This window comes from Kibdelosporangium banguiense (assembly GCF_017876405.1).
Classification (GTDB): Bacteria; Actinomycetota; Actinomycetes; order Mycobacteriales; family Pseudonocardiaceae; genus Kibdelosporangium; species Kibdelosporangium banguiense.
The window spans coordinates 806109-828984 of sequence record NZ_JAGINW010000001.1; the positions used below are offsets into that span (position 1 = coordinate 806109).

13 protein-coding genes and 1 pseudogene are annotated in these 22876 nt (G+C 66.8%); 4 read left to right on the top strand and 10 right to left on the bottom strand.

Features of this window, described 5'->3' with window-relative positions; all coding sequences use genetic code 11:
* Positions 1–87 precede the first annotated feature (87 nt).
* Positions 88–3276, top strand: coding sequence for an AfsR/SARP family transcriptional regulator (locus JOF56_RS03810; RefSeq protein WP_209634446.1), 3189 nt, complete (start codon positions 88–90; stop codon positions 3274–3276).
* Between the two features lie 92 nt (positions 3277–3368).
* On the opposite strand, the gene JOF56_RS03815 is transcribed toward JOF56_RS03810, so the two are convergent.
* The 3 genes from JOF56_RS03815 to JOF56_RS03825 all read right to left on the bottom strand — a co-directional run bounded on the left by JOF56_RS03815 (position 3369) and on the right by JOF56_RS03825 (position 13248).
* On the bottom strand, positions 3369–9083 hold the full coding sequence (locus tag JOF56_RS03815) for an RHS repeat-associated core domain-containing protein (RefSeq protein ID WP_307854907.1): 5715 nt from the start codon (positions 9081–9083) through the stop codon (positions 3369–3371).
* Positions 9084–9136: 53 nt separating this feature from the next.
* The gene (locus JOF56_RS03820) at positions 9137–12511 is read right to left on the bottom strand and encodes a LamG-like jellyroll fold domain-containing protein (RefSeq protein WP_209634449.1); all 3375 of its coding nucleotides are present in this window, start codon (positions 12509–12511) and stop codon (positions 9137–9139) included.
* A 362-nt stretch (positions 12512–12873) separates the two neighbouring features.
* On the bottom strand, positions 12874–13248 hold the full coding sequence (locus tag JOF56_RS03825; RefSeq protein WP_245378134.1) for an enoyl-CoA hydratase/isomerase family protein: 375 nt from the start codon (positions 13246–13248) through the stop codon (positions 12874–12876).
* 41 nt (positions 13249–13289) lie between these two features.
* On the opposite strand from JOF56_RS03825, the gene JOF56_RS03830 reads away from it, so the two are divergent.
* Complete coding sequence (locus tag JOF56_RS03830; RefSeq protein ID WP_209634452.1) at positions 13290–13661, top strand: winged helix-turn-helix transcriptional regulator; 372 nt, start codon at positions 13290–13292, stop codon at positions 13659–13661.
* 122 nt (positions 13662–13783) lie between these two features.
* Here JOF56_RS03830 and JOF56_RS03835 read toward each other — a convergent pair whose 3' ends face one another.
* From JOF56_RS03835 to JOF56_RS03865, 7 genes are all read right to left on the bottom strand, one after another.
* Complete coding sequence (locus tag JOF56_RS03835; RefSeq protein ID WP_209634455.1) at positions 13784–14215, bottom strand: hypothetical protein; 432 nt, start codon at positions 14213–14215, stop codon at positions 13784–13786.
* A 249-nt stretch (positions 14216–14464) separates the two neighbouring features.
* A complete protein-coding gene (locus JOF56_RS03840; RefSeq protein WP_209634457.1) occupies positions 14465–15523 on the bottom strand; it encodes an alpha/beta hydrolase family protein in 1059 nt (352 codons plus the stop codon).
* The gene (locus JOF56_RS03845; protein ID WP_209634460.1) at positions 15520–15873 is read right to left on the bottom strand and encodes a hypothetical protein; all 354 of its coding nucleotides are present in this window, start codon (positions 15871–15873) and stop codon (positions 15520–15522) included. Before JOF56_RS03845 ends, JOF56_RS03840 begins: the two co-directional genes overlap by 4 nt.
* 1 nt (position 15874) lies before the next feature.
* Positions 15875–16327: a TetR/AcrR family transcriptional regulator gene (locus JOF56_RS03850; RefSeq protein WP_307854908.1), complete on the bottom strand. Its 453-nt coding sequence runs from the start codon at positions 16325–16327 to the stop codon at positions 15875–15877.
* A 958-nt stretch (positions 16328–17285) separates the two neighbouring features.
* Positions 17286–17636 carry a DUF3558 family protein gene (locus tag JOF56_RS03855; RefSeq protein WP_209634466.1) on the bottom strand — a complete coding sequence of 117 codons (351 nt, stop codon included), beginning with the start codon at positions 17634–17636 and terminating at the stop codon, positions 17286–17288.
* Between the two features lie 62 nt (positions 17637–17698).
* Entirely contained in the window at positions 17699–20998 is a 3300-nt protein-coding gene (locus JOF56_RS03860; RefSeq protein WP_307854909.1) for a DEAD/DEAH box helicase, read from the bottom strand.
* A 50-nt stretch (positions 20999–21048) separates the two neighbouring features.
* A complete protein-coding gene (locus tag JOF56_RS03865; RefSeq protein ID WP_209634469.1) occupies positions 21049–21393 on the bottom strand; it encodes a hypothetical protein in 345 nt (114 codons plus the stop codon).
* A 313-nt stretch (positions 21394–21706) separates the two neighbouring features.
* Here JOF56_RS03865 and JOF56_RS03870 point away from each other — a divergent pair.
* Both JOF56_RS03870 and JOF56_RS03875 read left to right on the top strand, forming a co-directional pair.
* A pseudogene (locus JOF56_RS03870) lies at positions 21707–22305 on the top strand (TOTE conflict system archaeo-eukaryotic primase domain-containing protein); the annotation flags it as partial.
* A gap of 36 nt (positions 22306–22341) precedes the next feature.
* On the top strand, positions 22342–22830 hold the full coding sequence (locus JOF56_RS03875; RefSeq protein WP_372448362.1) for a DEAD/DEAH box helicase family protein: 489 nt from the start codon (positions 22342–22344) through the stop codon (positions 22828–22830).
* Positions 22831–22876 lie beyond the last annotated feature (46 nt).

A 22876-nucleotide genomic window follows, 5' to 3' on the forward strand; every position in this document is an offset into this window, starting at 1 on the left:
TTCCCAGGTCTGTGACCTGGTACCGAGCGGGTTACCCTCTCGGCGGCGGGCAGCGGGGGAAGACGTGTCCGCCTGAAGGGGGGAGAGTTGGCGACATCCGAGACGTCTGATCTGGCATTCGGGATCCTCGGCCCGCTCGAGGTGACGCGCGGGGGCACACCGGTGCCGGTGAACGGGCCGAAGCTGCGGATCATGCTGGCGGGGCTACTGCTTCGCCCGAACGTGGTGGTCCCAGTCGACCGGCTCGCCGAGGAGCTGTGGGGCGACGAGCAGCCGCCGACCGCGCGCAAGAGCACCCAGCTCTACGCGCAACGGCTGCGGCGGGCGCTGGGTGAGGCCGTGATCGAGACCCGGCCTGACGGGTACCTGCTGCGGCTGGCCCCCAGGCAACTGGACCTGCTGCGCTTCCGCGCACTCGCCGAACAGGCGCGCACCGCCGAGCCGGAGGCTGAGCGAACACTGCTGGCCAAGGCGCTGGCCTGCTGGCGCGGCGCCCCACTGGCGGACGTGCCGTCCGAGTCGCTGCAACGCGAACAAGCCGTACCGCTGGCCGAGGAACTGCTGCGCGTCAGGGAGCGCTACCTGGAAGTCAGCCTGCAACTGGGCAGACATCGCGAGATCATCGGTGAACTCGGCACCGTGACCAGGGAAAACCCCTGGCAGGAGTCGTTCTGGGCGTTGTACATCCTCGCGCTGCACCGCAGCGAGCGGCAGGCGGACGCGCTGGAAACGTACCGCGACGTGCACCGGATGTTCACCGACGAACTCGGCGTCGACCCCGGCCCGCGGCTACGCGCGGCACACCGCGCCATCCTGACCCCGCAGGAGGAGATTCCCCTCACCGAGCCGCTCCCGGCCGTCTGCCAGTTGCCCGCGGACCTGCCCAGCTTCTCCGGGCGGACGTCGGACCTGGCGAATCTGGACGCGCTGCTCGGGCAGCGGACCCTGGTGATCGCCGGTCCCGGCGGGATCGGCAAGACCGCACTGGCCGTGCACTGGGCACATCGGGTGGCCGAGCGGTTCCCGGACGGCCAGCTGTTCGTCGACCTGCGCGGGTACGCCTCGACGTCGCCGATGTCCAAGACCCAGGCGATGACGCTGTGCCTGCGCGCGCTCGGGGTGTCCGCCACACACGTGCCGATGACACTGGACGAGCAGGTCGTGCTGTACCGGACGATGCTCGCCGGGCGACGGGTGCTGGTGGTGCTGGACAACGCGGCCGACGCCGACCAGGTCCGCCCGCTGCTGCCGCCGAACCCCGGCTGCGCGGCGCTGGTGACCAGCCGCGGTGACCTGCGCGGGCTGACCGTGCTCAACGACGCGCGAGTGCTCGCTCTGGACGTGCTGACCACTTCGGACACCCGGGTGCTGCTCACCGGCCTGCTCGGCACGGACCTGGTCGATGCCGAGCCCACGGCCGTGGACCGGCTCGCCGACCTGTGCGGGCACCTGCCGCTGGCACTACGGATCGCGGCGGCGAACCTGGTCAGCGGCAAGTACCCCTCCGTGAGCGACTACGTGGCCGCACTGCGCGCCGACCCGCTGGCGGAGCTGGCCATCGAAGGCGATCCGGACGTCGCCGTCCGGGCCACCTTCCAGCTGTCGTACCAGGCGCTCGACGAGCCGGCGCGACGCATGTTCCGGCTGCTGGGCAGCGTGCCGGGCCCGGACTTCGACCTGGCCGCAGCCGCGGCGTTGACCGGCGCGGCGGAGCAGACCCGCCGTTGTCTGGACCGGCTGGTCGCGGCGGGCCTGCTGACCCGGCGCAGCCCCACCCGATTCCAGTTCCACGACCTGGTCCGCGAATACGCCGCCGACCGCGCGCGGGCCGACGAGACACCCGATGAGCTGGCCGCGGCCGAGACTCGGCTGTTCGACCACTACCTCGGCATCGCGTCCGCGGCCACGCACCGGTTGTTCCCGCTGTTCCAGCGGCTCCTGCCCGGTGCGGACGAGCCACCGATGACGTTCGACGACGACGAGCCGGCGATGCGCTGGCTCGACGAGGAACGTCCCAACCTGGTCGCCGCCGCAGAACGCGCGGCGAGCTCCCCCGGGCTGCGGCACTACAGCGCGCTGCTGGCCGACGCCCTGCGCGGCTACTTCGCCGGACGCGGTCTCGCAGCGGACGGGCTCGCGGTGGCGAACGCGGCGCTGGGCGCGGCGCGCGATGCCGGTGACCGCCGCGCCGAGGTCGCCGTGTTCGTGCTGCGCGGGATGGTCGCGTACAACCTCAGCGACTACGACGCCGCGATGGCCCACTACGAAGAAGCCCTCGAAGGCAGCGTCACCGCAATGGACCCGGCGGCCGAGGCGGAGGCGCGCCACGGCCTCGGCCGGGTGTGTTCCCAGCTCGGCAAGCCGCACGAAGCGACGCGTCACCACGAACGCGCCCTGGCCATCGCCCGGCAGGCCGGTGACCAGAGCACCGAGGCACGAGAGATCAACTACGTCGGCGTCTCGCTGCTCTCGCTCGGCCGCGTCGAAGCCGCGATCGCGTGTCACACCAAGGCGGCCGAGTTGAGCGCGCGAATCGGCAACCAGCACATCCGGCTGCTCTCGCTCAACGGTCTCGGTCTGGCCCACTGGACCGCTGGCCGGATGCGCGAATCCGCCGAGTGCCACGAGGAAAGCAGGCGCCTGGCCGACCAGTGCGGCATGCGGCACGGTTTCACCTCGGCGCTGGTGTGCCTGGCCGAGACCTACTGCGACCTCGGCCGCTACGACGACGCGGAGAAACAGGCCCGCCAAGCCCTCGAACAGGGTCGCGAACTCGGCGAGCGCCGGCACGAGGCGGGCGCGCTGGAGATCCTCGCGACGGTCGCGCGGCGGCGTGGCCGTATCCCCGAGAGCATCGAGGGATACGCGGTGGCACTGGAACTGTCCCGGAAAATCAACTTCCGCTACGGCGAAGCGTCCATCCTCATCGGACTCGCGGCGGCGCACCGAGCCATCGGCCACCCGTCGGACGCGGTGACGCACACCGAACTCGCGCTGGCCAAGATGAACGAAACCGGGATGCGGGTACTCGAATGCGCCGCGCTCACCGAGCTGGCGGCCGCCCACCTGGCGCTGGGCGACCGCCCAGCCGCGACCCGGGATATCGGCCAAGCCCTGAAGATCGCGCGTGAGGACGGCCAGCGCCTCAACGAGGCTCGCGCATTGCGGGTGGCTGCTGCGATCCGGGAGTCGTACGGGGAAACCGCCAAGGCCGCCGAGCTGACTGCGGCGGCCCTGGAGATCTTCACCGACCTGGGTGTCGCGCAGGACGCGTAAGGACGTGACAAAACGGCCTGTCCATTGCGGATTTCGCAATGGACAGGCCGTCACAGCGCGCATGTGGAGTCAGCGGATGCCGGAACTCCTCATCACCTTCCCGCAGTCAGCATGATGTGGAGACTGGTGAGACTGTGCAGACCGTTGAAAGGCTTGTGATCGACGAAGTACGCGGATACTGCCCATTCCGTTCCCGCAGCCGGGTCGAGGTCCCCCAGCGGCGGCTTGCCGATGTCCACGCCCTTGTCAGCTACGGTAGCCGAAATGGACAGTTTCCCGTCCGAACTCTCACCGACCTCGAACGGACCGGCGGCGACCCACCGTCCCCGGCCGCCCAGGTCGTCGATGGTTCCCTCGCTGACCTTGACCGACAACTCCCGGCCGACGCTGACCTTCGGTGACATTCCTATCTTCCCCGACGCTGACCAGCCATAGCCTTTCTGGTCCCTGGCCAGGCAGAACTCCCCGGACACACCGGCACCCATGTAGGCCTCGACACCACCGCAGACCGACAGCGTGATCCCGCCATGGTCCCCGCGGAAGGGCAACTGACCCCGCTTCAGGCGCTCGTCCACCTCGCGGTCAAGGGCTTTCATCATGGCGAGCAAAGACTTCTTGTTCTCCTTGCGAACCAGGTTGTCATAGTCCGTGCTCGCCTTTGTGTATTCAGCTCGAGCGTCATTGCACCACCCGATCTGGGTCAGAGTTTTCTCGCCGAGGAAGGCGGAGCCGGGACCGGAGCAGTCCTGCGCCACTCGCTGCTCGGCGCGGTATCGGTTGATCCAGGCGATCTTGCGCTCGGGACTGGCCCCCGCCGGAATCTGCTTCTCGAAGGCCGGCACCGTCCCCGGCTGCGGGAATGTCCCGTTCGGTTGCTGGGCAGGCGGGGTGTTGTTCTTTCCACCGCCGCAGCCGGTCTGAAGGGGACAGCCCATGTCGTCGAGTCCGATCGCGAGCAGACCGGAGGGGTCGCTCTTGGTGATCGGGCTGTTGCCGCTGTAGGTGTACCCGTTCATCTGCTGTGAATCCCCCGAGTCCAGCACCGGGTCCACCGAGATGAACCGGCCGGTGTCCGGGTCGTACTCCCGCGCTCCCAAGTGGGTCAGTCCGGTGCTCGCGTCCTGGGTACCGCCGACGAACCCACGTTCGCCCGGGAATGCCGAAGCCCCGCCACGCGGACCGCCGAACGGCAGCTGCCGCCGCTTGGTGACCGCCAAGGTGCCGGAATCCACCGCCGTCTGCGCCGTGCTCTGGTGGTCGGATGCCAGCCATGTCAACGGGCCACGGGCCTGACGCATGGCGATCGTCCGGCCGCCGTGGGCGTAGTAGCGCGTGACCGTCGGGTTGCCACCGGCCGCTGGGAGGCGCAGCTCCTGGTTGCCCAGGTACAGCGTCGTCCCGGTCGGGTCACGACGGATCAGCCTGCCGCCAGACGAGTCGTAGACGAACGATGTGGTCTGGGAACCCTTCGCCACCGACGCGAGCTTGCCTGCCTCGTTCCAGGTGAACGTCTCCGCGACGCCACCCGAAGTCCGCGACGCGAGTTGCCCGGCGGCGGTGTAGGCGTACGAGGTGACACCGTTCGGTGCGCTGACAGAACCCAGCGCGTGAGCGTGCCCAGGGACCTGACCGGTGTAGGTCCGGACGACGTCGCCCGTGGCGGCATGTTGTGTCTCGGTAGCCCGGTTGCCCGCCTTGTCGTAGGTGAACGACTGCCAGTACGGCGCCGGGCCGCGCAGACCTGCCACTGACGGATTCGCGTCACACGCCGACGCGGGTGTCCACGCCTCGGTGACCCGTCGCAGACCGTCGGTGCGGAAGCACTGGACGTCGCCGTTGAACGTGTCCGCGATGGACGTGATGTTTCCCGCGGGATCGTAGCTGTACCGCACGTCGGACTGCATCGGCGACGGGGCCTCAGCGTCCACAATGGACCTTGTGAGCCGCCGGTCGTTCTGGTCGTAGTACTGCGACAGCCAGACCCTCTTCGTGCCGGCCCCCAGCGTCAACCGCGCCAGCTCGCCGTAGCGGGTGAAGTCGGTCGCCGACACCAGTTCGACAGTCGTGCCGTCGTAGCCGCCCCAGCTCGTCGTGAGCGGCCCGAGCTCGTTGTAGCCGAAGCTCACGGATTCGTCAGGCAGCTCACCAGCCGCCGGGTAGGACTGACTGGACAGACTCCCGTCCGGGTTGTAGCCCATGTAGGAGTTGTACGTTCCCGCAAGCAGTCCCTCCGCAGCCGGGATGATCAACGAGGTTCCGGTGGGCCGGTACGCCGGGTCGTAGCTGAGCACCTTCCCGGTATAGGCCTTCCCGTCCACGAATGCGGTCGACGAGGCGGGCTGCCCCTTGCCCTTCGTCACCGTGTCGTATGTCCACTCCGACAGCTTCGTCCCGCCGACAGCACCGGCGTACTTCGCGGTCTTGCGCCCGAGTGCGTCGTAGGAGTAGGCCAGCACCGCACCCCGCGCGTCCCGCGAGGTGAGGACCTGCCCGGCATCGTCGTAGGTTTTGGTGAGCAGGCCGCTGTCCGGGTCGTCGCTGCTGACCTGGCGACCGAGGAAGTCGTACCCGAACCGCCAGACCGCTCCCGAGGGATCGGTCATCGTCTCAGCGCGTCCCGCCTTGTCGAAGGTGTACTTCGTCGCGTCGAAGCCACCGTCGTGGTGCTGCCGCAACTCGACGGTCTGCCCCCGCACGTCGGTGTACGTCGAAGTCGGAGTTCCGCCGGCGGGCGGCGTGACGTCCACGTGGTCACCGAAGTACGCCGTGGTGCTCCGCCGCTTCTCGAACGCCCCTGCGAACAGGATCGCCGCGTCGGCGCGCCCCGCTCCGTCATAGTGCGTCCGGGTGTGTCCCGGGATGTCCGCATCGGACGCGATCCACAGTCCGGTGTCCACCGCCTTGTCGTTGTAGTACGGCTGAGTGGTCTTCCACTCGCGCCCCTGAGAGTCGTAGCGCGTGTCGGTGATCAACCGTCCGCCACCGATGGCCGGCGCCTGCACCTGCCGCGGTCGAAGCAGCCCGTCGTAGACGGTGTTCCCCGCAACCTCGGCGCCGGTCGGGCCGATCCTCGTCGTTGTGATCACCGTCGGCTGGTCACCACGCACGAGGTAAGTGGTCCGGACGTTCGGCACGTCCGGGTGGTCGGCCTTGGTCCAGGTCGGCGTCCACACCGCGGTCACCCGGCCGAGCGCGTCGTACTGCGTCTCCGTCTTCCGCGAGTTGGGATCACTGGACTGAGTGGGCAGTCCCCACGCCGGATCGAACGTCGTGGTCGTCACCAGTCCGGCGGGCACGGCGTCGGTGCCGGGGCTGGTGACCACGGTCTTGGTGACCGGGCCGCCGACCTCCGGTGTGTACGCCGTCTTCGTGGTGCGCCCGAGGGCATCCGCACTCGACTTGACCCGCCCGTGCGCGTCGTAGACCGAAGTCCCGGCCGTGAGATACACCGGGCCTGCCGCCGGACGTTCCTTCGCGATCTCGGTCTTCACCACGTTGCCGCGTGCGTCGTAGGTCGTCTTGTTGTCCGACAACGCATCCCGTGGATACTCCGCTGCGGCTCCACAGTGGACGGAGTCCACCCACACGTGTCCGGCCAGGTTCATCAGCCAGGCGTCCGTGTTGCGCGCGTACTCGGTGTGCGCGCATCGGTCGTCGGCGGCCGTGCCGGGGTCGCCGAGGTCGTTCACCTTGGTGAGCAGGCCTAGGTCGTCGTAAGTGGTCTCGGTCCGCGTCTTGCGCCAGCCGGATCCCACCGCGGTGTATCCCGTCGAGACTCCGGTGCCCACCAGGTACGCCTTGAACGCACCTCGCGTCGCCGTCGGCCCCTGCACCGAAGGCTCGGTGATCGTCTTGTTCACCCGCGCCGGATCCGGCTGGTCCGAGGGTCCCTCCCGGTCGAACGTCGCGTTCTCGAAACCGAAGCCCGCCAGCCAGTCCGAGTCGGTCCGCGCGCCGCCCTCGGAGTCGGACACCGACACCTGCCGCGCCCCCACAGGCAGGTGGTCGCCGTCCATGCCGCGGTAGAACCGCTGCTCGGACATGGTCATCGGGCCCGCCGGATCGTCCGCCGTGCCGTTGCGCACCCGCACCCGGCCGAAGCCGCGGAACTCGTTCCACGTCCGCTTGTCGTCCTTGGTGAACTCCGAGGTGTCCCAGTGCCAGGCCGCGCCGTCGAGGTACTCGTACCGGGTGACCTCCTCGGGGAAGGTCGACGTCGGCACGCCGGCCACGGTCAGCCGGTCGCTTCGCGTCACCGACGTGACCACATACTTGTGGAAGTAGTCGGTCCGCTCGGCGAAGTTCTTCTTGGCCCACCGCACCGGGAAACACCGCTTGGTGTTGCTTTCGGCGTTGGCGGGCATGTTGCCCGGCTTGCACTCGGACTCGTACCTGATCGACGTGATCCCACCGGTCTCGGACACGATCCCCGTGACGCGGTAACGCATCAACGGCGAAGCACCGTCCTGCGGCATCTCCACCCGGTTGTACATCGGCGTGCCCTGGAAGGTCACCGACGGCATCTCCGCCGTCCCGCCTGCCACGCCGGTGTGCTTGATCCCCTTGAGCCACAACGCGGCCTTCTCGCCGTCACCGGGATCGGGGTACTGCTGGTCCAGCTCCCACTTGTCGACGTCGCCGAACTCCGTGCCACGCCACACCTTCGTCGTGACCGACGCGAGCCGTTTGATGGTCCAGAACGACGGCGAGTGGCTGTCCGCGCAGGTGGCCGTGTCGCACTTGGCCTCCCACGGCACATCCGGCCAGTTGTCCCGCTTCTCCGGCCGGCAGTCACTGCCCGGCACGCACCGGTCGACCGTCGTGAACACGACCCGCCCGGACGGCTGCGTGACACCGTCGCGAAGGCCGTAGTCGATGTGGTCCAGATACCCGCCACGGGCGTAGGAGACCGGGTTGTTCTTGCCGTTGAAGCCGTAGGAGTTCGTCTCGGTCGTGTAGTAGAACCGCATTTCGTTGCCGTTGCGGTCCACCACGCGGCTCAGGTTCCACCGGTACGCCTGCGTGCACGACGACGCGTCGAACGAACCGCCGTGGCACGGCTCGCCGGAGTCGTCGCCGAAGACCGGCACTGTCCAGGTCGACCCCGCGTCCGACCCGAAGAAGTACTGGGTCCCGTCGACGGTCGTGATCTTCCAGGACTCACCGTCGTTGTCGCCGTTGCCCGCGCCCGTCGACCGCTCGATGCGCGACCCGTCGTCGCTGCGCGGCCGCCACTTCCCGGTCGCGTCGTCCCGGATCAGCATCCCGCCCGCGCTGCCGTAGGACGCCGTGGCGTTGTCACTGCGCCAGCACAAGTCCCCCACCTGTGGCGGCTTCACGTCGCCCTCGGTGTCCGTCGAACACCCCCCGTATGTCCGCTCGACGAACCCCGAGGACAACGCCCAGCCGTCGCCGATCCACGACGGCTGGTTATTGGTCACCGTCGTGCGACCGTCCACTGCGGACGACCGGTACGACAGCGCAAGGCTCGGTGCCAGCCCGCCCGCCGCCGGTGGCACCCGCAACGGGTACGACCAGGTGAAGTCGCCGGTGTGCGGCGACACCGCCCAACTGGCCGACGGCGAGAGCGACGTCGCTGTCGCCGTGCCCGCGCCCTCCTGCGCGGGCTTGGCCGGCTGGTTGCCCGACAGCGCGTGCGCCGATGCCTGATCGGACTCGATGCTCCACCAGGCCGGGCTGGACACCGGCACGGACGAGACGCTGTCGAGCTTCGTCGACGGTTCCCCGGCCCACGCCGCGGGTGCGGCGACGGCCAGGAGCATGCACCCCATAAGTTGCGTGGCCACCACTAAGGTCAAGCCACGTCTGGTTTTTCTACGCACAACTCTCCCCATGGTTTTCAGCTGGTGAGCACGTAGCCCAGCGAGCCGCGGACAGTCTGGCCCTCGCAGGCGGAATCCTTCGACACGAACAGGTCCCCGTTCGTCTGCGCGCACTGGAACAGCTGGGCGTTCGGTCGTCCGGCGGGCGGCTGAGTCCAGACGTAGCCGACCGTGGTCTCGACGGTCTTGCCGCCGCAGGCCGCATCGGTCGACACGAATCGTTCCGAGCCGTCCACACAGGACTGCAGCTTCGTCGTCCCCGGTTCGTTCGTGCGCGCCACCAAGCCGAGCGTGCCCTCGAACCGGTAGCCCGGCGGTGGTCCGCCCGCGTCCGCCGAGTGCTCGCCCGCCCGCGGCAGCAGGTACCGGACCAGCGGCGCGTACGCCGGGAGGTACCCGAGCAGGCCGTCCACCGTCTGGCCCTCGCATGTCGTGGAGTTCGAGTCGAACAGCTGGCCGTTGAACACACACCGGTAGAGCGGCATCGTCGTGACCCCGGCAGGCTGGTCGATGTAGCTCGCTCCCAGCTCGCCCAGCTTCGTCGCACCCTCACACCCCGGGTCGATCGAGGTGAACGTGTCGATGTCGTTGCGCAGGCAGCTGAACATCGGGTGCGTCCCGGCGATACCCGCGGGCAGCAGCATGCCCAGCGGGGTCTCGAACCGGTACCCCGCTGGGATCGAGCTGAACCGGTCCCACATCCCGGTGGTCGCCGCGACAGTCCGGTGGTCGCCGGGGGCCACGAACCGGCCGAGCTGACCGCCCGCGGGCGGCGCCCACCCTGCGCGGGCGCGGATCTCCGCGTCGGGTACGACGCCCTCGTCGGTGTACACCTCGTCGATCGCGCCGGTGAAGAACCCGGCCGGTACGCCTTTCTCCTTGGCCCGGCCGATGGTGAAACCACCCCACGCGGTCCACAGCAGCACGTTGTCCTTGGTGCCGACGAGTTCCCCGTTGACGTACAACCGAAGCTGCCGTGCCGGGTAGTCGTAGACGCCGGTCAGGTGTGTCCACTCGTTGAGCGTCGGCGCCACAAGGGAGTTCGCGTACACCAGCGGACGGTTGTCCGCGTCGGCGTCGTCAGAGGTCGCGGCGCCGAAGATCCACCGGCCGACCTCCGGGCGGTATTGCAGCACCAGCCCGCTGTGCCGCGCGCCGTCCTGGCCGAGCACCGTCGCCACCTTGTCGCCGCGGTGCAGCTTCGCCCACGCGGCAACGGTGAAGCTGTCCCGCATGACGGCTCCGATGTTCCCCGTGGTGACCGCAGACGCGCCGTCGAGCAGCAACGACTCGCCGGACCGACCCGCCGGGTAACTCGCGGTGCCGGTCAGCGTGGCCGGGTTGTTGATCCACGACGTGTCCTTCAGCGTGCCGTCGTCGAAGCGCCAGGTCCCGCGTGCCGCGGCCGGGACGTCGTCGTGCACCTTCTGGACCTGGGCGTCCGACAGCGCCTGACCGTCGTATGCCCGGACATCGTCGACGCCGCCCTTGAAGAAGCACTGGTTGGTGCCGTTCCAGCGGCATCGGCCGATGGCGAACTTCCCGTTCGCGGCAGGCACGGTGATTCCGGTCATCACCCCGGAGAGCCCGCCGTTGACGTAGAGCTTCACCTGACCCAGCGGCTGGTTGTAGACGAGCGCGAGGTGCACCCAACCGTCGATGTACCCGGCTTCGGTGGACAGCACGTACTTCATCTCGCCGCCGACCGGGACCACGGCCGCCCACTTCTTGGCGGTCGGGTCGTACTGGACGTAGAACGAGCTGAGCTGGTCCCCGTCCTGGCCGAACACCGTGGTGTAGCGGGTGTTGTCGAGGTTGTAGACCCACGCCGAGACCGAGAAGCTCTCCGCCGTGTCGACGACCGGGCCGGACGTCTCCGCGGCACCGGTCTTGCCGTCGAACCAGCCGGTGGTCGAGGCACGCCCGGCATGCCAGGTCGCGCCCGCGTTCAGCGTCGCGGTGTTGCCACGGCCGCTGCTGTCGGCCGCCGTGGTGCCGGTGTTCTCATCGAACTTCCAGTGCCCGGCATCGGCCACCGGGAGTTGCGCCGGTGTCGCCGTCGGGTAGGACCGGTGCAGCGCGGGCAGCGGGGGGTCGGTGGTGAGCCCGCCGGGCACGTTCGGCGTGCGGTTCCAGTGGATCTTCAGGACCGTCTGCGCCGGGTCGTACTTGCGCCACGCGTACTGGTCACCCGGGTTCTTGGCCTTGAGGAACAGCGGGGTGTGGCCGCCGGTGTCGATCAGGTCGACCGGGATGTCCCACCCGACCTCCTTCCAGCCCGTGCCACAGGTCCCACTGTGCACACCGGGCACCGACCTCGTGCGGTTCCACCCGCCCCACGGCTGGTTGTTCCAGGTCATCCCGTTCCAGATGCCGCCATTGGCGCGGTAGACGACCTGTTCCCGGTCCGAACAGTCGGGGCTGGAGATGACGACCGAGGTGAACGTCGCGCTGATCAGCGTCCGGCCGCCCATGCCCGAGGTGTCGTACTGGAAGTAGGCCTGTCCCTTACCGATCCCGTTGCACCAAGTGTCCGGCAAGTCCTTCGGGCACTGCCCGACCTGCGCGTTGCCGTCGCCGCTGGTCCACCAGTACGACGTGTTCGGGTTGCCGGACAACACGTTCGCCCAGCCCCACTTCTGGATCGTGGTGAGCGTCGGGTCCACCGTCACCGGGTACTTCACCGACGGGTCGGCGAGAAAGCTCGCGTCCGGCGTCAGCAGCAGCGCACCGTCCACGACGGACACCCCGATCGGCGCGGTACGCCCGGCGGAGTCCCACATGGTCGACGGCGGCGCGCCGAACACCTCGGCCCCGGTGGCGTCGACGGCGCGCAGCGCGCCGTCCTTCCCGGCGGTCAGGGTGATGCCATCGGCCTTGACCGGCAGCCGGATCGCTTTGAGCTCGGGGGCGCGTGCCGCCTCGGCGTCGCGCACCACGAGGTGCTGGCGGAAACCGGCCCGCTCGGCGATCATCACCAGGTCCACGCCCGGAAAGACGTCACGGTAGGTGACCTGCGAGCCGGACAGCTCGGGCGCGGGCAGCGTGCCGGGCCAGGACAGCGCCAGCGTCTTCCCGTCGCGCCGCAGGCTCGCGAGCGCGCCGTCCCCACCCGGGGACAGGGTCAGGTCGCCGTCGGCGGCCTTGGGCGCGACCATGCCATCGGGCTGCTTGCCGAGGCTGGTGTCGACGCCGACCCACTTGCCGCCCTTCTGCACTCGCACCGGCACGGCCGTCAGCTCGGATGTGAGCGTGCCTCCAGGATTCGCGTACACCGCCCGGGTCGGGGTCCGCTCGTCGACGACTTCCACCCGCGTCCCCTGCAGCCTCGCGGCCACCATCGCCGCGTCCGCGTCCGGCGCTTCCGAAACCGGCGCCGGACGCGGCGCCACCAGCTGACCGCTGCCCCCCCCAGCAGCGTCAGCATCGAACCCATCAGGGCGGCGACTGTACCGCCTACCACCACACGACGCAGTCGCACCATGATTCCTCCCCCAGTCCCCAATGGACAGACAGGCGGAATCATGCGGAACAGTGGCATCAACCGGGCATCAAGCCAGCATCAGGCCGGCTTCACGACCTGTCTAACGAAACCGACGGTGAGCGATTCCCCGCATCGCGTGACACCTGGGGGAAAGTGTCCATGAACCCCGGCGGCCGGCGCAAGGTCCCAGCGGGGAGAGGTTTCGTCTTCACCACCCAAGGCGTCCCCATTGGACCGGGTATGTTCCACGGACTCCGGACGGCCCGTTGATCAGCCGGCCAGCCTGCGGAGCAGGCTCTCCAGATCGCGTTCGCCGTCGCGGGTCTGGGCGCCGTGGGCCAGTCCGCCTAGGATCAGTCGTTCGGCCGCGGGCCGGGCGATCTGACCGGCCCAGGCGTCGTGTTCTCGCCGGTAGCCCTCGGCCAGATCGTCCGGGACGATGGCGTGTTTGGTCGCGGCGACCACGCCTTCGGGCAGTGCGGCGATGTTGCGGGCCAGGCGGTCGACCACGTCGTCGAGTTCATCGGCGGGGACTGCCCGGTTGACCCAGCCGTAGCGTTCGGCGGTCTGCGAGTCGTACAGGCCGGCGCCGAGCACCGCCTCCAAAGCGCGGTTGCGGCCGATCCGGCCGGCGACCGGCGTCAAGAACGCACTTTCGGCATCGTAAGGATCGTGGAGGATACGAGATGGCCACTCCCGGCACGGACACCGGCATCGTCTACCGGGCCGACTGCCCCAGCCGCCCGATCCTCGACCAGATCGCCGACAAGTGGTCGATGATGATCATGGCCGTCCTCGACAGGCCCCGCCGGTTCAACGACATCAAGCGCCGCCTCGAAGGCGTGACGCAGCGGGTGCTGACCCAGACACTGCGCCGCCTGGAACGCAACGGGATGATCGAACGGCGCGTGCTGCCGACCTCGCCGGTCGGGGTCGAGTACTCCCTGACCTCGCTCGGCGAGTCCCTGCGCGAGCCCTTCGGCCACTTGTACGACTGGACGACCGCCCACGCAGACGAGATCCAGAAGTGCCAGCAGGGCTATGACGAACGATCGTAGTACGGATGCATTCTTCTTCCCCGACGAGTTGGAGGCGATCGTTCGGGAAGGGGTGGCGGCGGTGTATCACCATCGTCCACATGCGAGCCTCACGTTCCAGTTGACCTTGTCGGCGACGCGGCCTACTTGGCCGGCGCGGTCTCGATGGCGCGACCGTCGGGTCCCTGCTCTCCGCAGTACACAACGCCTTTGCTACCCTCCGGCTCGGGGGCCTTCGCGCAACTCCAGCTACCCTGGATGTCAAGCACCCGGCGACCAGGCCCTTCGCCGTGCGGAGCTTTGGCGAAATACTCGGTGATCACGTTGAACGCCTCGGTACACCCCACAACACCCGCGTCGGTCTGGACCGCGATGAGATCGACATGTTGCGGTCCCACCTTGCCACCCTTCGTACTGCAGTTGACGTCCTTGTCGGACTTGGTTTTCGCTCCACCATTGGCATGCAACTGCTGGGTTTGGTTTTTCGGCGCGGCATTCACCGTCTCAGTCGGAGCAGCCGTGTCCTGACCGGAACACGCCGACAACAACGCACCCCCCGCGACAGCGAGACCCACCGTGACCACCTTCAACGACCTGACACGCATAACGTTCATCCCCTCGTGATCCCTGATCTCCACAAGCAAAGACGCGTTACGACACAGCCGGTTGCACCAGAACCTCTGGATCCGTGACAGAAACTTGCCTCCTCCCATGAGGCAACCAACTCCGACAAGCGGAACATCCGTTGTCACACGCTCATTTCAATGTCCATTTTGGTCTCTCCGCAGCACCGCGACGATCTCAACTGACTCAGCCGGTCTCCGTTACCACCGCAAGAGGCTGAGCTGGCGAATCAGCTCCGGCGACAAAGTCCCGTCGGCGGTCTTCATGGTGTGACCGACACCAGGGAGGACCACACGGTGGCGTTGGCCCACAACTGATGTGAGCTGATCAGCGGTGTGGCACGGCACCTGGGTGTCCAGCGTGCCGCACGTCAGAAGCACAGGCATCGGTGGCAATCGGCGTGCGACATCCGGCGGATTGACCGCGTCGTCACTTGTCACGAACCGTCGGTTCGGCCCTGCCAGTGACTGGAAGAACGTGGCGAACGGCGTTGGCATGGCGCTCGTGTCGACCGGGCGTCCGCCGCGCAGGTCCGCAACGGCGACGTCGATCGCCCGGTCGACGGTGTCACCCTCCTTTTCGGACAGGCCACCGGCAGCGACGAGTTGCTTGACCTGATCGTGCAACTGCATGGCCAGCACGTCCAGAAACCGCATCGCCTGAGGCTGCAGCATGACCAGGGCAGCGGCACGCCGATAGAAGGGAGCGTTCGCCGCGAGCACCAATGCCGTCATAGCCCCCTCGCTGTGGCCGACGACCGCTACTCGACTCCAGGCCACTTCAGCACGGCGTCGCAGGTAGTCGCCGGCTGCCTCGGCCTGCCGGACGAACGCCGGATAGTCGATCTCCTGAACACGTCCGGCCCACGCCCCAAGTCCCGTAAGACCGGTTGCGTACTTGTCGAACCGAAGCGTCACAACCCGATCGCGGTCCAGCACACCGGCAAGATCACGAAGGGTGTTCGGCGTGAGCGCCGGGGGCTGGTTGCCGTCCCGGTCCGTGGGTCCGCTACCCGGCAGCAGAAGAGCCGCTGCCAGGCGTTCACCGCGGCGCCGTGCCGGCACGTGCAGCGTTCCGTATGTAGTCGTGCCTTCGACAACGAAGGACACCTGCTCGTCGCGTGCAGGCAACCAGGCCGCAGAGCCGTGGTGACCGCCGGCGCCCTGCCCGACCGCCGCGGCGGAGGACGGCAGCGCAGCCGTAACGCCTGCAGCCGTGGAGACCACCGCCGCGAGCGCGACCACAACGTTGGCGATCATCGGCTCACCGCCTGCTCGACCATGGCCACCACCGCGCGCGGGTCGTCGACTTCGACCACCAGCCGGGAATAACTCTCGTCGGCCAACTCGATCACCACGGCCTTGAGCGCGTCACGCACCGCCCAGAAGACCTTTTCGCCGTCCTGACGGAAGGTCCCCGCAGTGATCACCCCGGGCAGGTGCGTGCCTGGCGCCCGAATTCCCTTGGGCTCACCGAGGATTCCCGGGTCCAATGTGGCGCCCCGCACATGCGCCAGCGGGATGGTCAACTTGCTCTTCAAGGCCCACACCTTGTCCAGTCCCTCCATCACCACCACAAGGTCCTTGCCCTGCACACTGATCGTCGCCATGTCACATCTCCTTGCGCGGCGCCGTCTCCGGCGCGTCATTGATGATGAGGCCACCACCTTCGGGCGCATTTGCCCGGCGGTGCCCGATTCCCGGCCGTCCGCGCAGCCACTTCCCCAGCAGCGCCTCAGTGACGCGGGGGTCACACGTCACTTCGTCAAGTTCGGCGAAGACCGACAACACCAAGTCGGCAACCTCGGGGTCCTCGGACGCCCGATCAACCGCAGCGACCAACAACAGGTCCCACGCGGGCGCATGTTCCGCCTGAGCCATACGAGTCAACTGCGGACGAACATCCCGTTCGATATGACGCCGCAACGCCGCCAGGTACAGCCCACGTTTACTGCCGAAAACGCCATAGAGGCTGTTGCGGTGCACCCCAAGCCGAGTAACCAGGTCATCGATCGAGACACCGTCATAGGCACGACGGGCAAACAGATCCGCGGCCGCCTCCACGGCCTCATCAACATCGAAAGCCCTTCGTCGTCCCATACGATCACGCTAGCGTTTTTAGGAACGATCAGTCAAGAACGACCGTTCCTAAAAATCCCGACATCCAGACCAAACAAGACAACCGTGCGAATCCAAGCTGGTCCGACCTCCCACGCACCACGACAAGAGGTGCAAGATCGCAAACTCCCGACCAGCCGCGCTGGTCCAAGCGCAACGCGCCCAGCGCTGGTTCAGAAGAAGGCCGCAACCGTGGGGGTATGAGGGCTCGGCCCAGAAATAATTCGAGGCGACCCGGTTCGCGCATTCCGCGAACACAGATCGCCCGAGACGAGTGGACCTAACGTGTCAGCATAAGAACCCGGAAGTGACTGCGCTGGGACCACGACTTGTCGACTCCGCCCGCAGTATTGACTGACTACCTAGCACAATGGTCCATATCTGACTGGTTCGGAATGGTGCGGTTCCCCGCGCCTCATCGGCGGCAGGTTCGCGGCAACCCGTTATGATCGCCCCAGCCTGGCAGCACGCGGTCACGCATCTGAGGACCGCAATTGACAAGTTTAAAATTGGCCGTTATCTGTGACGCACTCATGCCCCGTGGCGCGCGACGGTAATTCGGGATGAGCCAACCTCATCGGCCCAACGTGCACAGCGGGTTCGCATGCTGACACGCTTGATCAGCAAACCCGCTGTTCACAGACGTTGTGGAGCTGAGGGGATTCGAACCCCTGATCCCCACACTGCCAACGTAGTTCAAGTAAGAGCGCTGACCAGCATCTTCGCAAATCCGCAGGAAAACCAGGTTCCATTCACTATAATTGAGAGCAGTTGAGCGCAATTCAGGTCACATGAACTCTCCAGGTTTTCTCCACATATAGCAGTGTGAGAAACGCACCAACGTCTCTGTAGCTCACCGCCGGGCGATGCCCGTGTCCACGCGGTGACTGTAACCGCGCGGCGTCTACTTCCCGCCGGTGATCGTGGCCAGCACCTGCTCCGCGACCGCTGTTGTCGCCTTGCATGAGCCCTGCTCCCGCGGTGGTTCGGCGTTGTACTTGATCACATCGATCCCGACGTAGCTCGTGTCGGTGATGCCAATGGCGACGTCGCAGAACTCCGGGGAACTTTGGCGGGTGTAGTAGATCACTGGGCGGCCCGACATCGTGTCCGGCTTCCAGTACTCGGGGGAGAAACCCTGGGAGTGGTCGGTGGTCAGCTTCGCCAGCCCCATGTCCGTCACGACGAAGGCGGTGACCCACAAGGTTCCGGTTTCCCGGTGGTCCTCCCACACTGCCAGCCAAAGTCCCGTCATCCACGTTCCGTATGGCGTGCAGACCGGTGCCCAGCAATTGGCGAACCTGCCATAAGAATCCGTCAGGCGAACAGTCCACGAATATCGTCGGCGTCCAAGCTGGCGCCGAAAATATTTCCGTCGTCCATGACACTGGAAAACAACTCTGCCTTCTTCGCCTTCAGTGCCATCACCTTCTCCTCGATGGTGTCCTTGGCGATGAGGCGGTACACCATGACGTTGCGGGTCTGCCCGATACGGTGAGTTCTGTCCACCGCCTGCGCCTCGGTCGCGGGATTCCACCACGGGTCGAGCAGGAAGCAGTAGTCCGCCTCCGTCAAGTTCAGGCCGAACCCACCGGCTTTGAGGCTGATCAGGAACACCGGAGCAGTCCCACCCTTGAAGCGCTTGAGCACCGTGGCCCGGTTGCGTGTCGAACCGTCCAGATAGCAGTACTCGATGTGCTCCGCGTCCAGCCGGGCGCGTACCACGTCGAGGAAACCGGTGAACTGACTGAAGACCAGCGCCCGGTGCCCGCCGTCAACCACGTCACAAAGCTGCTCGGACAAGGCATCGACCTTCGCGCAGGGAAGGTTCCGGTGCTTCTCGTCGATGAGCCCGGCGTGCAGGCTCAACTGGCGCAGGAGGGTCAGCGAGCGCAGGATCGTGAACCGGTTGCGGTTCAGGTCGTCCACCAGCCCGAGAACCTTCTGCCGTTCTCGTTGCAGATGGGTCTGGTACAGCTTCCGGTGCCGCGGATGCAGCTCCACCTCGATGACCTGCTCTTGCTTGGCGGGCAGGTCCGCAGCTACCTGTTCCTTGGTGCGACGCCTGACCAGCGGCTTAACTCGCCGTCGCAACCGCGCGAGCAGCTCGGCGTCGCCTTTCTTCTCGATCGGGCGGGCATAGTCGTTCTGGAAGCGGGTGGGGTTCGGGAACAGGCCAGGTGCTGTGATCGACAGCAGCGACCACAGCTCCATCAAGTTGTTCTCCATCGGTGTGCCGGTGATCGCGAGTTTGAACGGCACCGGCAGCCGGCGGGCGCACTGGTAGGTCTTGGACTGGTGGTTCTTCACGAACTGGGCTTCGTCCAGAATCAGTCCGGCCCACTCCGGCCGGGAGTAGGCGTCGAAGTCGAGCCGGAACAGCGTGTACGACGTGATCACCACGTCGGCATCCGCGACGATCTCGTCGAAAGCCTGGTCGCGGCGCCGCATCGTGTCAGAGATCGACACCACGTTCAGCTCCGGCGCGAAGCGTCCGGACTCGGTCGCCCAGTTCGACACGACACTTGTCGGTGCGACGACGAGGAACGGCGAGACCTTGGGATCGGCCTGCTTGGCATGGCAGATCAACGCCAATGACTGCAGTGTCTTGCCGAGGCCCATGTCGTCGGCGAGAATCCCGCCGAGCCGGAACTCCCACAGGAATGCCAGCCAGCGGAACCCTGCCAACTGATACGGACGCAGCCGCGCAATGAGCGCCTGGGGTGCCTGCGTCGCGTCGATGGAGTCGATCGACCGCAGTCGCTGTACCTGCCGCTGCCATGCCCGCGCCTGACGGTTGACGACTCCCAACGCAGCCAGCTCGTCCCACAGCCCGACCTGAAACCGGCTGATCCGCAGCGGGCCGTCCGGCGAGTCCTGCAACGCCCGCGCCTCCATGATCAACGAGCGCAGCATCCGCAGTTCCGGTTTCTCCAAGGAGAAGTACGCGCCGTCAGCGAGCAGCATGTGCGATTGGCCCGTGCTCAGCGCTACGAACACCTCCATGAACGCAAGCTGCCGACCCTCGACGGTGATGGTGACGCCGAGGTCGAACCAGTCAGTTTCGCCCGCTATCTCCTCGGTCGACACGCCGATCCGCAGCGAGTCGCCCACCTCGCGATAGTCCAGCGACTCGCCGCTGACTTCCACGGCGACCCCTGGGTGGTCCGCGACCAGCGGCAACACCTCGGTGGTGAACCGCATGGTGTCGATGCCGCCGAACTTGGCGTGCGGGGCGAGAGCGGGTTGCGGATCAGTATCGGCTCGCAATGGCTCGAACTGATCGAGCGGGAGGTCAAGGCCGGCCAGAATGGCCTTCTCCTGCTCCAGATCGCGGTATTCGGCGCGGGACGGAACCGAGTACAACGGTGCCCGGAAACGTGAATCGCCGACCTGGTAGGCCCATTCCCAGTCGACTTCGAGGTCATGACCATCGCCGTAGGACGCGCGCAGCACCAGAACGGGATCTGATATCACGGGCGGCGCAAATGACTCGTCGGACGAAATCACCGTGGCCATCTGCCGAAGTCGCGGATAATAGTCGTCGCGAAAACGCGATTGCCCAGTGGCGGGGATCTCCAGGTGCCGCTTCGCCAGCGCCATGTTCCGCAGTTGCTGCGGCACGGACTTGACCATCCGGGCCAACTTGAGGTGCCAGTCGCCGGGCACGGTGGTCGCCTCGGCTTCCACACGGCTGATGTAGACGACACCATGCGCTTCTTCCTTGCCGATGAACTGCAACGGCACGGCATCCACGGGGGTCCCGTCGACCTTGATCAACGGGGCGACAACGAGTGATCCGGTCTTGTCTCTACGGGTCGCGTCGAGGACGAACTCCGCGGACCGATATTTCTCCACCCGTCCCAGGCGCTTTTTGCCGTGCACCAGGATCAGGCCCGCCGCCTCGGCCTCGTCCAGCATCGGCCACAGCCGGCGACTGCCGAACGCGGCCAGGTCGATCGTCTTCTCCTCGTTGTACGAGTAATAACCCGAGCGGCCGTCCCTCGACTTGTAGACCGCGTACATCTCTTGGAGCAATCGCACATGCGAGGCGAGATAGTCGTGAAAGTGGTAGGAGGTAGCCAGTTTGGTCCAGCTCAACCCACCACTCGCCCAGCCGTTCCGGCCCGGCCTAACCACGCGGGCCGCCAACCTCGGCGTAGTCGCACCAGCCGACAACGTCAACTCGATGGCCAGCGGCACCTCACCCGACCGGTTCACCGGATCACCCGGCCCGGAATCGAGCAGCGACCCCAACGACTGTTCCCACGCCGGGGTTCGTGGACGCGGATCCGGTGCAGTCCGTGTCTGCCCAGCACCCATCGCCGTCAACACCAGCGCCACGACGTGCTTGCAGTTGAATCCGACAGGGCAGTCGCATTGCCCCTGCTCGAACTTCATGCTCGCCCCGTCGAAAGGCGCGAAATACGCTGTCGTCACGTAGAAGTTGCCACTGCTGCCGTGCACAGTCCCATCGAGCGCACAGTCGGCCGAATCCCAGCGCATCTTGATTACCGCATGCTGCTGCGCGTACCGGGCACCCCTCGCGTAGGAGGCAGTGCCGACCGCAGCCTTGAGACTCGAAGCGTCAACGTCATGCAAGACAACTGAATGCACACCGCCAAGATAGCCATCAGCACCGACAGTCCCCACTCGCCATGCCGACGTCACCTCAGATCCGGTTTCTCCCCCAACCACTCGATCTCGTCCTCGAACACCCCGTACGGCACACCACCCGACGTGTAGCCCGCGACAAAGAACTTCCGTCCGTCCAGCACAGTCCACATATCGTCGCCGCCTTCAACCGGCTCATCCGTATCGCTTGACGGAACCGGTGCCGGACGGCGCGCCCACTGCTCCGCCGATGGACCAAGAGGAAAACCGACTGCGGTCAGATCGTCATAAGCCGTATACCTGTCAACGCCATAACGCCTGCAATAGGCCTTCACGGTAACGTTCGCGCCCGACTGAATCCACGCTCGCGCCGACTCACGGCGCTGCTGCTTCCGCATCCGGTGACGTCGCGTCTGCACGGAAAAATCCTAAATCCCGCAGATCGTGTGCGGAACCAGCGCGTGCTTGTCTGCAGCGCATTCTACGGTGTGAGATGTGGACAACGATCTTCGGCCAGCGGACGCGGCAGGACTTGCCGAGGAAGTGGCCGGCCTTCGCGCACTGACCGTGCGCCTGCAGGCGGAGAACGCACGGTTGTTGCGTCTGCTGGAGTTGACACCAAAACAGGCGACCCCGCCCGGCCCAACACAGACGGGTTTCTTCGACGCCCCACCCGGCCCGATCGACCGGCGGTCACCACCCGAAGTGAAGGTGGACTTCTTCGGGACGCTGTTCGCTGCTCGCACGGACATCTACGCCGTCCGGTGGGAGAACGCGCACACGGGCAAAGCCGGTTGGCTGCCCGCAGTGCGTGGCGGGTGGCGTAAAGGCACGCGTCATGAACAGCGGAACTACCTGCCACTCACCAGGGAGGTTCTTCGGGCTCACCTGTCCGGTGAGTCGCACGTGGGGTTGTATCCGCTGCTGGATGGCGATCTGTGCAGCTGGCTGGCTGTCGACTTCGACGGACAGGCCGCCATGCTCGATGCGCTGGCCTTCCTGAAGGCCGCGAGGACATGGTCGGCACCCGCAGCATTGGAAGTATCGCGGTCGGGGGTCGGCGCGCACGTATGGGTGTTCTTCGCGGCACCCGTGCCGGCTGAGGCCGCCCGCCGGCTCGGCACCGCATTGCTGCGGGAGGCAATGGCCGTCCGCGGCCACATGGACCTGGCCAGCTACGACCGCTGTTTCCGTCCCAGGATGTGCTGCCGTCAGGCGGCGTGGGGAATCCGATCGCGGCGCCGCTGCACGGCAAAGCCCGGCGGGACGGCGTAACCGTATTTTTCAATCTGTCCACAATGGAACCGTACGATGATCAGTGGGCTTTCCTGTCCACACTCGGCCGGATGAGCCCAGCCGAAGTCACCCGGATCGCACGCCGGGCCGGGAAGATCGCCGTAGGTGCCGGCGTGGACCGAATCGACAAAGCTGTATCGACCAGGATCCAGGCCGCGCCACCCCCGATCGTGCATTCCCTGCCGCGCGGCCTAGCCGACACGGTCGCCTCATTGGTCGAGCAAGCCGGCAGCCGCCTCGAGACACTTGACAAACGGACGTCCGGCGCATCCCAGGAGTTCACGTTCACGGCTACGCTGACCCGCACGCAGCAGGACGCCGCAGACGCCTTCCGCGGTCACGACCTCGGCGTACTCGTCGCTCCGCCCGGTGCGGGCAAGACGGTCATCGCCTGCGCGCTGATCGCCGGGCACGCGACCTCGACACTCATACTCGTCGACCGCAAGGCCCTCGCGACCAATGACGGACGCAAATCAGCGCGCTACTCGGAATCAAAGCAGGCCAACTCGGCGGCGGACGCAAGAAAACCCGCGGCGTGATCGACGTCGCCATACTGCAAACCCTGGCATGCAAGGACGACATCGA

What these genes read in the sequence shown, in the direction of transcription:
- JOF56_RS03830 (WP_209634452.1), top strand. Translation starts at nt 13,290, where the DNA reads ATGGCCACTCCCGGCACGGACACCGGCATCGTCTACCGGGCCGACTGC.
- JOF56_RS03865 (WP_209634469.1), bottom strand. Translation starts at nt 21,393, where the DNA reads ATGCGGAAGCAGCAGCGCCGTGAGTCGGCGCGAGCGTGGATTCAGTCG.
- JOF56_RS03840 (WP_209634457.1), bottom strand. Translation starts at nt 15,523, where the DNA reads ATGATCGCCAACGTTGTGGTCGCGCTCGCGGCGGTGGTCTCCACGGCT.
- JOF56_RS03875 (WP_372448362.1), top strand. Translation starts at nt 22,342, where the DNA reads ATGAGCCCAGCCGAAGTCACCCGGATCGCACGCCGGGCCGGGAAGATC.
- JOF56_RS03845 (WP_209634460.1), bottom strand. Translation starts at nt 15,873, where the DNA reads ATGGCGACGATCAGTGTGCAGGGCAAGGACCTTGTGGTGGTGATGGAG.
- JOF56_RS03855 (WP_209634466.1), bottom strand. Translation starts at nt 17,636, where the DNA reads ATGACGGGACTTTGGCTGGCAGTGTGGGAGGACCACCGGGAAACCGGA.